General features: G+C 60.2%; 14 protein-coding genes. 8 read left to right on the top strand and 6 right to left on the bottom strand.

The genetic code is table 11. The annotated features are described in order from the left end of the window. Positions 1-720, bottom strand: coding sequence for a TVP38/TMEM64 family protein (locus ABD833_RS04875; protein WP_345071353.1), 720 nt, complete (start codon positions 718-720; stop codon positions 1-3). 160 nt (positions 721-880) lie between these two features. Here ABD833_RS04875 and ABD833_RS04870 point away from each other — a divergent pair, with 160 nt between their 5' ends. Both ABD833_RS04870 and ABD833_RS04865 read left to right on the top strand, forming a co-directional pair. Continuing rightward, the gene (locus ABD833_RS04870; RefSeq protein WP_345071352.1) at positions 881-2,020 is read left to right on the top strand and encodes a cystathionine gamma-synthase; all 1,140 of its coding nucleotides are present in this window, start codon (positions 881-883) and stop codon (positions 2,018-2,020) included. Further along, complete coding sequence (locus ABD833_RS04865) at positions 2,020-2,535, top strand: hypothetical protein (protein WP_345071350.1); 516 nt, start codon at positions 2,020-2,022, stop codon at positions 2,533-2,535. The genes ABD833_RS04870 and ABD833_RS04865 overlap by 1 nt, the downstream gene beginning before the upstream one ends. A gap of 394 nt (positions 2,536-2,929) precedes the next feature. Here the strand turns inward: ABD833_RS04865 and ABD833_RS04860 are convergent, their stop codons facing one another. After that, the gene (locus ABD833_RS04860) at positions 2,930-3,949 is read right to left on the bottom strand and encodes an OmpA/MotB family protein (RefSeq protein WP_345071349.1); all 1,020 of its coding nucleotides are present in this window, start codon (positions 3,947-3,949) and stop codon (positions 2,930-2,932) included. Between the two features lie 364 nt (positions 3,950-4,313). On the opposite strand from ABD833_RS04860, the gene accD reads away from it, so the two are divergent. The 4 genes from accD (at position 4,314) to ABD833_RS04840 (ending at position 8,156) form a co-directional block, all read left to right on the top strand. Continuing rightward, the gene (gene accD / locus ABD833_RS04855) at positions 4,314-5,207 is read left to right on the top strand and encodes an acetyl-CoA carboxylase, carboxyltransferase subunit beta (RefSeq protein ID WP_345071348.1); all 894 of its coding nucleotides are present in this window, start codon (positions 4,314-4,316) and stop codon (positions 5,205-5,207) included. A gap of 260 nt (positions 5,208-5,467) precedes the next feature. After that, positions 5,468-6,163, top strand: a complete 696-nt coding sequence (locus ABD833_RS04850) for a YiaD family glycine zipper/OmpA-like lipoprotein (RefSeq protein ID WP_345071347.1) — start codon at positions 5,468-5,470, stop codon at positions 6,161-6,163. Between the two features lie 355 nt (positions 6,164-6,518). Continuing rightward, positions 6,519-7,238: a YiaD family glycine zipper/OmpA-like lipoprotein gene (locus tag ABD833_RS04845; RefSeq protein WP_345071346.1), complete on the top strand. Its 720-nt coding sequence runs from the start codon at positions 6,519-6,521 to the stop codon at positions 7,236-7,238. A 156-nt stretch (positions 7,239-7,394) separates the two neighbouring features. Next, on the top strand, positions 7,395-8,156 hold the full coding sequence (locus ABD833_RS04840; protein ID WP_345071345.1) for an endonuclease III domain-containing protein: 762 nt from the start codon (positions 7,395-7,397) through the stop codon (positions 8,154-8,156). A 155-nt stretch (positions 8,157-8,311) separates the two neighbouring features. Here ABD833_RS04840 and ABD833_RS04835 read toward each other — a convergent pair whose 3' ends face one another. Beyond that, positions 8,312-8,791 (bottom strand): hypothetical protein, encoded by a 480-nt coding sequence (locus tag ABD833_RS04835; protein WP_345071344.1) that lies wholly within the window; start codon positions 8,789-8,791, stop codon positions 8,312-8,314. Between the two features lie 115 nt (positions 8,792-8,906). On the opposite strand from ABD833_RS04835, the gene ABD833_RS04830 reads away from it, so the two are divergent. Continuing rightward, positions 8,907-9,890: a radical SAM protein gene (locus ABD833_RS04830; protein ID WP_345071343.1), complete on the top strand. Its 984-nt coding sequence runs from the start codon at positions 8,907-8,909 to the stop codon at positions 9,888-9,890. 95 nt (positions 9,891-9,985) lie between these two features. Next, a complete protein-coding gene (locus ABD833_RS04825) occupies positions 9,986-10,501 on the top strand; it encodes a gamma carbonic anhydrase family protein (RefSeq protein WP_345071342.1) in 516 nt (171 codons plus the stop codon). A 76-nt stretch (positions 10,502-10,577) separates the two neighbouring features. Here ABD833_RS04825 and ABD833_RS04820 read toward each other — a convergent pair whose 3' ends face one another. The 3 genes from ABD833_RS04820 to ABD833_RS04810 are packed head-to-tail and all read right to left on the bottom strand — an operon-like array spanning position 10,578 to position 12,636. Then, on the bottom strand, positions 10,578-10,823 hold the full coding sequence (locus ABD833_RS04820; RefSeq protein WP_345071341.1) for a hypothetical protein: 246 nt from the start codon (positions 10,821-10,823) through the stop codon (positions 10,578-10,580). 50 nt (positions 10,824-10,873) lie between these two features. Beyond that, positions 10,874-11,245 (bottom strand): RDD family protein, encoded by a 372-nt coding sequence (locus ABD833_RS04815; RefSeq protein WP_345071340.1) that lies wholly within the window; start codon positions 11,243-11,245, stop codon positions 10,874-10,876. Positions 11,246-11,304: 59 nt separating this feature from the next. Then, on the bottom strand, positions 11,305-12,636 hold the full coding sequence (locus tag ABD833_RS04810) for a hemolysin family protein (RefSeq protein ID WP_345071338.1): 1,332 nt from the start codon (positions 12,634-12,636) through the stop codon (positions 11,305-11,307). Positions 12,637-12,683: the final 47 nt, after the last annotated feature.

Raw genomic sequence — 12,683 nt, 5'->3', positions numbered from 1 at the left:
TTAATTTTTTTTGCCGCTTACCGAACTGCGGCCCAGGGCCCGCTTCAGGGCCCGGTCGAAGAGGTAGTAGAGGCCGAATAGCGACACCGCTACCAGCCCGATCAACAGCAGCTTGCCGGTCGTGCCGGTATCGGGGTTGCTGAGTAAGGTGAAAACGTCCTGGGCCTTGGTCCCCAGCCAGTAGAAAAACAGGCTGCGCGGGAGCATTCCGGCCACGCTGCCCAGCAGAAACCGCCGGCGGTCGATGCGCATCACGGCCAGCACGAACGTCATCAGGGCAAAGGGCAGCACCGGAGAAATGCGGGTCAGCACGATCAGCTGCAGGCTTTCGGTTTTCAGCTCCCGCATCACGGCGTCGGCTTTGGGGAAGTGGTGCAGAAAGGCGGTCATCTTGCCGTGGTCGAGGCGGCAGGCTACCTCGTAGCCTACCAAAGCGGCCAGGGCGTAGGCCAGCACCATGCCCGGCAGGCCCGCCCAGCCGAGGTAAAACCCGGTAGCCAGGGCCACGAACGTGGTGGGCGTGAGGGCAAAGGCCATGGTGAAGGCAATAACCACGAAGTAGGCCAGCGCCTGACCCAGCGACAGATTCTGCAGCAGCGCCTGGTTGCGGTAGAGCAGGTAGGTCAGCGACGAGCTGCCCAGTACCGGCATGGCCACCAGCATCGCCATGGACAGCAGGGTAGAAGTGTTTTTCTGGAACAGCTCTTTCAGGAAAGCCATAGGCGGATAGGGAACAGCGACGGGGTAGCCGATTCAACGTAAGCGTCAGGGTTACGTTCGGCCGCGCAAGTTCCAAACAAACCCGGGCCCACAAAGCTTCAGTGACATTCCTACCTTGCGGGTCCAATTGCTCACGTTGCCTCGCTTTCTCCTCTTCCCTATGAAATTCGGAACCAAAGCCATCCACGCCGGCGTGCACCCGGACCCCGCCACCGGGGCCATCATGACGCCCATCTACCAGACCTCGACCTACGTGCAACGCTCGCCCGGCGACCACAAGGGCTTCGAGTACTCGCGTACCCACAACCCCACCCGTACCCAGCTGCAGGACGCGCTGGCCGCGCTGGACAACGGCAGGCACGGCCTGGCTTTCGCCTCCGGCATGGCCGCCATCGACTGCATCGTGAAGCTGCTCCAGCCCGGCGACGAAGTTATTTCGACCAACGACCTCTACGGCGGCTCTTACCGGCTGTTCACGAAAGTGTACGCCACCTACGGCATCAAATTCCACTTCGTGCCCATGCACGACATGACGGCGGTGGAAGCCGTGGTAAACGAGAAAACCAGGCTCATCTGGGTCGAGACGCCGACCAACCCGCTGCTCAACGTTATCGACATCGCGGCTGCTTCGGCCGTGGCTAAAAAGGCCGGTGCCCTGCTGGTGGTCGACAATACTTTCTCCACGCCCTACCTGCAAACGCCGCTGGAGCTGGGGGCCGATATGGTGATGTACTCGCTGACCAAGTACATGGCCGGCCACTCCGATACCGTGATGGGCGCCGTGGTGGTGAACGACGACCAGCTGCACGAGCAGCTGAGCTTCTTCCAGAACGCCTGCGGCGGCACCCCCGGCCCCCAGGATTGCTTTCTGGTGCTGCGCGGCCTCAAAACCCTGCACATCCGGATGCAGCGGCACTGCGAAAACGGCCGTAAGGTGGCCGAGTACCTCAAGAGTCACCCCAAAGTGGGCAAGGTGTACTGGCCCGGCTTTCCGGACCACCCCAACCACGCCATTGCCGCCAGGCAGATGAACGACTTCGGGGGCATGATTTCCTTCGTGCTGAAGGGCGACGTGAAGGAAGACGCTATTGCCGTGCTGGAGAAGTTCCAGCTGTTCTCGTTGGCCGAAAGCCTGGGCGGCGTGGAAAGCCTTTCGGGCCACCCCGCTACCATGACGCACGCCAGCATCCCGGCCGCCGAGCGGCAGAAAGCCGGTCTGTCCGATTCGCTGATCCGCCTGAGCGTGGGTATTGAGGATGCGGAGGATCTGATTGAGGATCTGCAGCAGGCTATTGGGTAATGCGGCGGCCTGGAGTATTCCTGCTGCTGACGCTGCTGCTGACCGGCTTTTCGGCGGCCGCCCAACCGCCGCAGGAAGCCCCGGCCCCCTTTGCGCGGGCCAATGTGGTGCTGGTACGGACGACGGCCCGACCCGATTCCGTGCTGCAAACCCTGCGGCAGTATCTGACGGCGCGGGGCTTCCTGCCCGATAGTATGGATGCCGGGCGAGGTCTCCTCACTACCACCGTGGTCGTGCCTGCGCGCACGCTGGCCGAGCAAATGAAAATCAGCGCCCGCCGGATGCCCGACGGGTGGCGGCTAACGGCCCTGTACACGATTGAAGGCCCGCTGAACAGCGCTACCGGCTTTGCGGCCCAGTATCTGGGGCTGGAAAGTGCCCCGAATAAAATCGCCTTTCGGACGCTGGAGGAAATTGCCCGGGCCGTACCGCGGGGCACGCTGCGCTACAGCCGGAGCAAAGTCCGCTTTGGCGCTTTTACCAAGCTGGAAGACGCGCTCCGAATGCCCTGGTAAGCCTGAGCGCAGCAGGTTTCGAAAGCCGCCGGTTCAGCAGGGAGCCGGCGGGCCAGATAACCGCGCTCGACTGGCGGCGCACCGATTACCGGGTGGCGGACCGTTGTTGCCGTTGCCCTGGGGCACCTTCAGCCGGGCCTTCCACGGCCGGACCGAGCCGGTAGAGCGGCTGGTAGCGGCGGCCGGCCCCCCAGGGCATCCGCCTGGTGCTGCCCCGCCCCGGCCAGCGGCTCACCGTGGCCGAAGGTCGGTTCCCACCTATTCTGATGGCTCGCGCACCTGCGCGTCTGAGCCCCGGGAGTGGGGCCGCAACCGCCATAAAAAATGCTTCAGTAGAAATACTGAAGCATTTTTTATGGCGAAGACCCAGCAGTTTTCCAGTCCTTGCTGTCCCCTATTTGCCCGGTGTGGTCGTGGTGGAGTTGGAGTCCAGGATTTTGAGCAGCTCGTTGAGTTTGGGCGTCAGGATAATCTCGGTGCGGCGGTTCAGGGCCTTGTTGGCGGGCGAGTCGTTGGCGGCCATGGGCACGTACTGGGCGCGGCCCGAAGCCGTGACGCGCTCCGGCTGCACGCCGCTGGTGGTGAGGAGCCGGGCAATTTCAGTGGCCCGCAGTACGCTCAGGTCCCAGTTGTCCTGCATAGCCGCCGTGGGACGGCTGAAAGGCACGTTATCGGTGTGGCCTTCCACTACCACGTTCACGTCGGGCTGGGTTTTGAGCACGGTAGCCAGCTGCTTCAGGGCCTCCTGACCCTTGGGGTCTACTTTGGTGGAGCCGGTTTTAAACAGCAGCTGCTCCGACAACGAGACGTACACTTTGCCATCCTTCATCTTCACCTGCAGGTCGGTGCCCTGGAAGCCGCGCAACGCGTTGCTCACGCTGGCCTTCAGGTCATTCACGGCCTTGTCTTTGTCGGCCAGGGCCTGAGTGAGCTCGGCCAGCCTGGCTTCGCGGGTTTTCAGATCGGTGTTGAGCTTATCGATTTCGGTGCGGGTCTTTTTCAGCGACGTATCCAGGTCGCCCAGCTCAGCTTCGCGGCGGGCCAGGTCTTTCGCCACCTTATTGTAGTCCGCCGATTTGTCGGCCATAGCCCGGTCGCTGTTCTTGAGCAGCTTGTCGTAGCTGTCGGTCAGCTGGGTGTAGAGCGTGCGGGTGCGGCGCAGGGCGTTGCCGTTCTGGGTCGAGTCGGCCATCAGGCGCTTGGTATTCAGGCGTAGCTCGGTCAGCTCATCGGTGGCTTTTTTCAGCTCCGTCACGGCCAGCCGCTGCTGGCGCTCGGCTTCGGCTTTGCCTTGCTCAGTAGCCGTCTGGCGGGCCCGCAGGTCGTCGTACTTTTTAGAGGCCACGCAGCCCGGCAGCACCGTAGCGGCCGTCAGCAGGGCCGCAGTCAGGAATAGAGTAGGTTGTTTCTTCACGGAAGGCCAGGTTGGGAAAGAAAAGGGGTGGCAGCCGGTCAGGGATGCCCCACTATGCCATGGCAAGGTAGCGCCCCGCCGCCGCAACTTGCAACGACAAGGCCGGGGACGCACCGATTTTCAACCTATATTTGTTCCCTTCCCGGGGCCGTTGGTCTGGGGCGCCGTCCGGCCGAATACTGGGCCGCGGGGGAGTTGAACCCGGCTGGAAGCCGGCATAGAGCCCAGTAGAAACTATGAGTTGAGCAGGGCGAAATCATATCAGAAGCATTCCCGGCGCTGGCCGGGAAAAGCTCCCCCTGATTTTTTGCCAGCTCGGATTCATAGGTTGTACGGCTCAGTTCTTAATTTTTAATTGAAAGAAATGTCTTGGTTTAAGCGCGTAGAAAAAGGCATCGTCACCCCGACGGAGCAGAAGAAAGAGACGCCCGACGGCTTGTGGTATAAGTGCCCGGAGTGTAAAACCGTGGCCCCGATGGCCGAGCACAAACGTCTGCTGTATACCTGCGCCAAGTGCAACCACCACGACCGGATTGATTCGGCCGAGTACTTCGAGCTGCTGTTCGACGGTAATGAGTTCACGGAACTCGACGCGGCCCTTACCTCCGCCGACCCCTTACAGTTTGTTGATACCAAAGCGTACCCGAAGCGCCTCGCCGCGACGCAGCAGACCACGGGCCTGACTGATGCCGTGCGCGCGGCCCACGGCCAGCTCAACGGCCTGGACCTGGTAGTAGCCTGCATGGATTTCAAGTTTATCGGCGGCTCCATGGGGTCAGTGGTCGGCGAAAAAATTGCCCGGGCCATCGACTACGCCCGCCAGCACCGCATTCCGTTCCTGATGATTTCCAAATCGGGGGGCGCCCGGATGATGGAAGCGGGCTACTCGTTGATGCAGATGGCTAAAACCTCGGCCAGGCTGGCGATGCTCTCCGAAGCGGGCATCCCCTATATCTCCATGCTCACCGACCCGACCACGGGCGGCGTGACGGCCTCGTTCGCCATGCTGGGGGACTTCAACATCGCCGAACCCGGCGCTCTGATTGGCTTCGCCGGTCCGCGGGTGATCAAGGAAACCATCGGCAAGGATTTGCCGAAAGATTTCCAGAGCGCCGAATTTGTGCTCGAACACGGCTTCCTGGATTTTATCGTCGACCGTAAGGACCTCAAGCAGCAACTCACTGATCTGCTGACGATGCTGCAACCCGCCGCCGTTGCCGCTCCCGAAGCTTCGCCGGTTCAGCGGGGCCGAAATTAGGCGCGCAACTATTTCCGGCAAGCTTTTTGGAAAAGCCCATTCATCGCGCAACCGGCGCGGGGAATGGGCTTTCTCCTACCCCTCCCGGAAAGTACCGGCCTCTTCCTCAAACGGGTATAGCCAGCGGGCTATATTAGGTAAACATTTTGCCCGAAAACCCAGTAAGCATCCCCGAAAGTCAACTCAGCTCTTCCTTTTTCCCTTTCACTAATTTCATTCTGATGAACTCCTCTAAATCATTGCTCTCTTTGTTTATGGCTATGACCCTGTTTTTGGGGTCGTGCGCTACTACCCGTAACCCCAACATCCCGGAGGCTACCAACGGGAGTGGCCCCCGCAAAACCGGGATGAGCAAGACGGCTAAGGGCGGTCTGATCGGGGCCGGGGGCGGAGCCGTAGTAGGTGGTGTGCTGGGCCGCGTAATCGGGGGCAAGAACAGCACGGCTGCCGGCGCTATCATTGGGGCCGCGGTAGGCGGAGCCGGGGGGGCCCTGATTGGCCGCAAAATGGACAAGCAGGCCGAAGAGCTCCAGCGCGATATGCAAAACGCCAAAGTGGAGCGCGTGGGCGAGGGTATCAAAATCACCTTCGATTCGGGCATTCTGTTCGATACCAACAGCGCTACCTTGCGGGCTGCTTCCATGACGGAAATCCAGAAGATGGCCGCCATCCTCCAGAAATACCCCGACACCAACGTGCTGATCGAAGGCCATACCGATGCTTCCGGCACGGATGCCATCAACCAGCCGCTGTCGGATCGCCGGGCCCAGGCCGTGGCCAACTATACCACCACCCAGGGGGTTGATGCCGCCCGCGTGACCAGCCAGGGCTACGGTTCTTCGCAGCCGATTGGCGACAACACCACGGTGGAAGGCAAGCAGGCTAACCGTCGGGTAGAGGTTGCTATCTACGCCAACGAGAAGATGAAGAAGGCCGCCGAGCAGAACCGTCTGTAAGGAGCCCGCCAGTTTTCAAAAAAGACCGCGTCGACTGGCGCGGTCTTTTTTGTGGAGGTTTTTGGCCGTTGGCCAATGGCCGTTTTACGCAAAATATTTAGTTGCCGGCAGGCCGGAAATCACCCGCAGCTTTCGTAGCCGCAGAGCCGGAAGTAGAAAAATTCCCTCTTCGAAAATGCCTTTAAAAGCGTTTAAAGGAGCTTTTCAGGGATTCTGCCCCGGCTTGCGACTTTTTGGCAAGGTGGTTGCAACGCTCCTTCCAGCAGAACAGTAGCGGGGTTCTGTAAACTCTATTAAGTTTGACCCCGCAATCAGCTGCTCTTAACCTCAGACCAAACCCACAAAAGCAAAACACATGAAAAATCTCCGTTCGTATTTCGCCGCTCTGCTGGCCGTCGTGCTGCTCGGCTCCAACGTAGCCGAAGCCCAAACCACGACCACGACCACAACCAAGACTAGAAAACCCTGGAGCAAAACCGCTAAGGGTGCCCTGATTGGCGCCGGGGGCGGAGCCGTAGTCGGGGGCGTTCTGGGCCGCGTAATCGGGGGCAAGAACAGCACCGCCGGCGGCGCTATCATTGGGGCTGCCGTAGGTGGTGCTGGTGGTGCCCTAATTGGCCGCCGTATGGATAAGCAGGCCGCCGAGCTGAAGCGGGAAATGTCCGGGGCCCGCGTTGAGCGGGTAGGGGAAGGCATCAAGATTACCTTCGACTCGGGCCTGCTGTTCGGCAAGAACTCATCGGCTCTGACGGCTCAGGCCCGGGAGAATATCGCGGAGCTGGCCAAGACGCTCATCAAGTACAACGATACCAACGTGCTGGTAGAAGGCCACACCGACACGAGCGGCAACGACGCCGTCAACAATCCTTTGTCGCAGCGCCGGGCCCAGGCCGTGGCCAACTACACCCAGGAGCAAGGCGTTGAGGCTTCGCGCTTCACCGTAACGGGCTACGGCTCGCAGCAGCCTATTGCCGACAACGCGACCGAGTCGGGCCGGGTTGCCAACCGCCGGGTGGAAGTAGCTATCTACGCCAACGAAAAGCTGAAGAAAGCGGCCGAAAAAGGCACCATCTAAGCTTGGTTTAGAACCTAGAACAGGGCAGCTTCCGAAAGGAGCTGCCCTTTTTTGGTGGCTCAGAGTCTGGCGTCCGTCCCGCGCGGCGGCGGGTGCCTCACGCCGGATTTTGGGTTGGGCGTAACCCGACCGCGCATCAGGCGGTAAAGCCTGCCTATGAGCACTGCTGCCACCACGCTGACGCCGGAGCAGAAAACCTGGCAGAACCAGTTGATTCTGCACGAGTTTTACGGTCCGCTACCCCTCGAACCCCGCCGCCCGCCCATGCGCGAGCTTATCTCCACACTGCTGTCGCACCGCACCACGCATGCCGATGAGGAGCTGGCCTATAACCGGATGCTGGCTGAGTTTGGCGACTGGGATGGGGTATTGGCCGCGCCGGTAGCGGCGCTGGCCCACGCCATCCGCACCACCCGCTGGCCCGATACGCAGGCGCCGCGCATTCAGGAAATCCTGGCCCGCATTAAAGCCGAGCAGGGCGCTTTCACCCTCGACTTCCTGGCGGCATGGCCGGCCGAAAAGGGCCTGGCCTGGCTGACGGCGATGCCCGGTATCGGGTTGAAAACGGCGTCGCTGGTGTTGCTCTTTAACTTTCAAAAGCCGGTGTTGCCCGTCGATACGCACGTGCACCGGGTGGCGCAGCGGGTGGGCATGATTGGCCCCAGGGCTTTGGTGGACAAGGCCCACCAGGTGCTGCTGGCTCAGTTGCCGCCCGACCCGGTAGTGCTGCTCAACTTTCACAAGCACAACTACTGGCACGGCCAGCACATCTGCTTTTTCACCCAACCCGACTGCGCCCGTTGTCCCCTTAAAGGCTTCTGTACTTATTATCTGGAGCACTATGGACAGCCAACGGCCGAGGCATTGGCTGCTACCCCGGCGCATTGGGAGAAAAGCTGGGGCGTACTGCTGCACTGAGAGGCTATCCAAATAGGCTAAAAAGAACAGTCATGCTGAGCTGGTCGAAGCATCTCGCGTGCTGACGTTAGATTACTACTCCTACGTCAGCACGCGAGATGCTTCGACCAGCTCAGCATGACGCCCTATTTTGATAGGCTCAAAGGCCGTCCTGGCTATTGGAGGCTCCTGATCTTCGCATCCAGCTCATCCACAAACGCGTGCAGATAAACCGGGATGTTGTTCTTCTGCGTGTCGATGAGCCAGAACTTACGCTGTCCAGCGGCGCTTACTTCTACGTAATACCCGCCTCCGTCGGCGAAATCCGGCTGCCCGACGATACCGGTAGGTTGGGTAAGCAGCTGAGCCGGGACGTGCTGAGGCAGGACCCGGACCTGCTCGTACAGGGGCTGGCTTTTCAGCTGGTACCGTCCCTCGTAGGGCCGCTCTGAAGAAGGGTAAGTATCGGCAGTATCTTCATACAGCCGCTCGGCCACCGTATCGATTTTGAAAATATCGATACAGCTTTCCCCTATACATTCTCCATAATACCGGCCGACAACCAGGTAGCCTCCGTCGGGCGACACCTTTTCCTGTTCGCAGCCGGTAAAGGTGGCCGCCAGGAGAGTGCCCAGCAGCAAAGAGTAGCCGTTCATAGCAATGCTTTTCGGGATGATACGCGGTAAAACAAGCCCGTAACGCTTTTAGCAGTTACCTGGTATGTGGCGGGGCGGATGGCGGCCGGTGTAGTTGCCTATCTTTACGGCACCTATGCGCCTTATCCATCACCCGGTTCTCTGCAATTACTACGTCACCTACCGGTGCAATGCGCGGTGCTCGTTCTGCGACATCTGGGAAAAACCCTCGCCCTACATTCAGCTGGCCGATGTGGAGCAGAACCTGCGCGACCTGAAGCGCCTGGGCGTGAGCGTGGTGGATTTCACGGGCGGGGAACCGCTGCTGCACCGTCAGATTCACGAGTTTGTGGCCCTGGCGCACGACATGGGCTTCATCACCACCCTGACGACGAACTGCCTGCTCTACCCTAAGTACGCGGAGCGGCTGCGCGGTAAAGTGGATATGCTGCACTTCTCCCTCGATTCTTCCGAAAAGGAAGTACACGACCAAGGACGCGGCGTGGCCTGCTACGATTTCGTTTTTGAAAGCATCCGGGTGGCCAAAGAGCTGGGGGAAAGACCCGACATTCTGTTCACCGTGTTCCGCGAAAACCTGCATGACCTCGAGGCCGTGTACCGCGACATCGCCCAGCCTAACGGCCTGGTGCTGATTCTGAACCCGGCCTTCGAATACAACTCCGTGGCTACGGGCGGGCAGCTCACGGCTGCCGAGCTGGACTACCTGTCGGCCTTTGGCAAGCGGAAGGGCGTGTATCTGAACGAGGCGTTCATTCAGCTGCGCAAGGACGGCGGCAACCACGTGACCGCGCCTGTGTGCAAGGCCGCCAGCACCACCCTGGTTATTTCGCCCAGCAACGAGCTGGTGCTGCCCTGCTACCACCTGGGGGAGCAGAAATTCCCCATCGACGGTCAGCTATTCGACCTGTACCACTCGCCGGCCGTGGGGCGGCTGGTGGCGCTGGAAGGCCGGTTGCCGCAGTGCGAAGGCTGCACCATCAACTGCTACATGCAGCCGAGCTTCGCGGTGGAAGTAAACAAGTATTTCTGGCAGGCCCTGCCCAGCACGCTGAAGTACAACCTGCACAAAGGCACCTGGAAGCGGATGCTGACGCGGTAGAGACGACAAAAGATATTGCCCCAGGCTGGTTGTTCGCGCTTGATTGCCCGGCTTCAACCAGGCTTCCTGATTTTACCACCCTACTGCTTTTTCTGATGCCTGCTCTGATTTTGCCGGTCCACGGCGTTTTGCCCCAGCTCGGCCCCAACTGCTTCGTGGCCGATAACGCCACTATCGTGGGCGACGTGACGCTGGGTACCGACTGCACCGTGTGGTTCAACGCCGTCATTCGCGGCGACGTGAACAGCATCCGCATCGGCGACCAGACCAACATTCAGGACGGCGCGGTGCTGCACGGCACCTACCAGAAAGCCGCTACCACCATTGGGTCCCGGGTCAGCATCGGGCACCGCGCCATCGTGCACGGCTGCACCGTGGAAGACGACGTGCTCATCGGCATGGGCGCCATCGTCATGGACCAGGCCGTGGTGCAGCGGGGCTGCATTGTGGCGGCCGGGGCCGTGGTGCTGGAAAATACGGTGTGCGAAGCCGGCTACCTCTACGCCGGCATTCCGGCCCGCAAAATAAAGCCGGTGACGGAAGCGCAGCGGGCCACCATCAGCCGCACCGCCGATAACTACGTGCTGTACGCGGGATGGATAGGCACCTGACCGAACCAGAGGAAGCCATACGCAACAAAAAAAAGGCCTGCACGCGTGTGCAGGCCCTTTTTTTGATTCAGCGCGCCTACTTGGCAGCCGCAGCCGCAGCCTGGGGCTTGTAGATAGCGCCGGTAGCGAAGTCGATAACTGCGCCGGGCCAGAACAGCAGAATATCCGCTACCAAAGCACCCACGCGGATGTCCCGCTGGGGCTGACCGGCGGCGGGCTTGGTTTTCTGGTAAGTAGTAACCGGACCGCCGAACACGGTTGCACAGCTGGATAAGGCGGCTGTGGCTAAGGCAATAATGACAAACTGACGCAGTTGCTTCATAGAAAGATGGAAATGGAGGAAAGGAAAAAAAAGATGAGTCAAAACTAAAGTTAATAATTTACAAAAACCACCTTCGTGCCCGAAAGCGAATCGTGCCAGGCCCGTTTTCCGCTAAGCAGCAAGCTTACCGGTTCCAGCGGAATAAACCGGCAAACGGTGCGCAGCAGAATGGCGCCGAAGGAGGGTCGCTCGTCGTCGCGGCTCACGACCACGGTTTGGGTGAGCAGCTTCCCCAGACTGCGCTGGAAGAAGAACTCAGTCCCGACGTAGTAGATGAACAGCAAGCCCACCGATGCCAGGCGCAGGTACAGGCGGGTGGCGGCGGGGTTGCTGCCCAGCCGGACCAGCACAGTCAGCAGCAGCAGTACGCCCACGTTATCAATCAGCCAGTTCAGAAACCGGCGGGTCAGGGAAGCATCCATACGGGGAATTTGAAGAGGCCGCAAAGGTGGCCTTTTTACCCGGTGCGGCCAAGCTGCGGCTACAGGCCCAGGCTTTCTTCGGCTTCGGCGGCCCGCTCCCGGGAGGTGGTGACGCGCACCTGTACCAGCTCGACTACGCGGCGGGAGCGTTTGAGCACCCGGAATTCGTAATGGTCCAGCGCGGCCACGTCGCCGACTTCCGGAATGCTGCCGTAAATCACGTTGAGCAGGCCGCCCACGGTTTCGTAGTCGCCGCCTTCGGGCAGGGGGAAGGGCAGGTATTCGTTGGCGTCGGAGATGGAGGTGGACGTGTTGACGCGGTATTCGGTTTCCGATACCTTTTCCACCACCGGCACCTCGTTGTCGTACTCGTCCTGGATTTCGCCCACCAGCTCTTCAATAATGTCTTCGATGGTCACGATACCCGACACGCCGCCGAACTCGTCGGAGACGATGGCAATGTGCATGTGCTTGCGCTGAAACTGGCGCAGCAGGCGGTTGATCTTCTTGGTTTCGGGCACGAAATACGCCGGCCGCATAATCTTGGGCAGCACGATCGGCTCGTTGCGACGGATGATCTGCAGCAGGTCCTTCACGTAAAGAATCCCGACGATGTTATCGATGGAGTCCTCGTACACCGGCACCCGCGAATAGCCTTCACTGTACACCATTTCGAGTACCTGTTCCTGGGGCGCGTTCACGTCGATGGCGGCAATCTTGGTGCGGGGCACCATAATCTGCTTTACCATCCGGTCGTTGAACTGAAACACGTTCTCAATCAGCTCGTGCTCCGAATCCTGAATCTCGCCGCTCTGCATGCTCTGGTCGAGCAGCAGGCGCAGCTCATCGGCCGAGTGGGCTTCGGAGCCGTGCGTGACCTGCCCCCCAAACAGGCCCGCTACCATATTGGAGAGCTTGTTCAGGATCCAGATAAGCGGGAAGGTGACGAAGGCAAAGGCCCGCAGCGGAATGGCTATGGCCATGCTCGTGTTTTCGGGCTTCTGAATGGCCAGCACCTTGGGCGCCTGCTCCCCAAGCACAATGTGCAGGACGGTAATGATGGAGAAAGAGGTGACCAGCGAAATCTGGTGTACTGCGGTGGGAGCGAGGGTGATGCCAAACTGACGGATGATAGCCATGACCACCTCGGCTACCACGCTTTCGCCAATCCAGCCCAACGCCAGCGACGCCAGCGTAATTCCCAGCTGGGTGGCGGAAAGGTAGTAGTTCAGATCCTTGAGCATGTTCAGCACCAGCTTGGCCAAACGGTTGCCGCTCTGGGCTTTGATCTCGATTTGCGAGAGCCGGACTTTGACGAACGCAAACTCAGCCGCCACGAAAAACCCGTTCAGCAAAACCAGCAGAACGGTAAAAAGAATATTTAAGGCCATAGGTTCGGAGGCTTCGGCACGGACGGCACAGCTTCCTTTATGCTTCA

This window comes from Hymenobacter fastidiosus (genome assembly GCF_039539565.1).
Lineage (GTDB): Bacteria > Bacteroidota > Bacteroidia > Cytophagales > Hymenobacteraceae > Hymenobacter > Hymenobacter fastidiosus.
Note: the sequence above shows the minus strand (reverse complement) of the source record. Positions and strands in the feature narration are given on the sequence as shown.

Excerpts from the sequence above, each read along its gene's own strand:
- ABD833_RS04875 (WP_345071353.1), bottom strand. The coding sequence starts at position 720 with ATGGCTTTCCTGAAAGAGCTGTTCCAGAAAAACACTTCTACCCTGCTG.
- ABD833_RS04870 (WP_345071352.1), top strand. The coding sequence starts at position 881 with ATGAAATTCGGAACCAAAGCCATCCACGCCGGCGTGCACCCGGACCCC.
- ABD833_RS04865 (WP_345071350.1), top strand. The coding sequence starts at position 2,020 with ATGCGGCGGCCTGGAGTATTCCTGCTGCTGACGCTGCTGCTGACCGGC.
- accD (WP_345071348.1), top strand. The coding sequence starts at position 4,314 with ATGTCTTGGTTTAAGCGCGTAGAAAAAGGCATCGTCACCCCGACGGAG.
- ABD833_RS04850 (WP_345071347.1), top strand. The coding sequence starts at position 5,468 with ATGACCCTGTTTTTGGGGTCGTGCGCTACTACCCGTAACCCCAACATC.
- ABD833_RS04845 (WP_345071346.1), top strand. The coding sequence starts at position 6,519 with ATGAAAAATCTCCGTTCGTATTTCGCCGCTCTGCTGGCCGTCGTGCTG.
- ABD833_RS04840 (WP_345071345.1), top strand. The coding sequence starts at position 7,395 with ATGAGCACTGCTGCCACCACGCTGACGCCGGAGCAGAAAACCTGGCAG.
- ABD833_RS04835 (WP_345071344.1), bottom strand. The coding sequence starts at position 8,791 with ATGAACGGCTACTCTTTGCTGCTGGGCACTCTCCTGGCGGCCACCTTT.
- ABD833_RS04830 (WP_345071343.1), top strand. The coding sequence starts at position 8,907 with ATGCGCCTTATCCATCACCCGGTTCTCTGCAATTACTACGTCACCTAC.
- ABD833_RS04825 (WP_345071342.1), top strand. The coding sequence starts at position 9,986 with ATGCCTGCTCTGATTTTGCCGGTCCACGGCGTTTTGCCCCAGCTCGGC.
- ABD833_RS04820 (WP_345071341.1), bottom strand. The coding sequence starts at position 10,823 with ATGAAGCAACTGCGTCAGTTTGTCATTATTGCCTTAGCCACAGCCGCC.
- ABD833_RS04815 (WP_345071340.1), bottom strand. The coding sequence starts at position 11,245 with ATGGATGCTTCCCTGACCCGCCGGTTTCTGAACTGGCTGATTGATAAC.
- ABD833_RS04810 (WP_345071338.1), bottom strand. The coding sequence starts at position 12,636 with ATGGCCTTAAATATTCTTTTTACCGTTCTGCTGGTTTTGCTGAACGGG.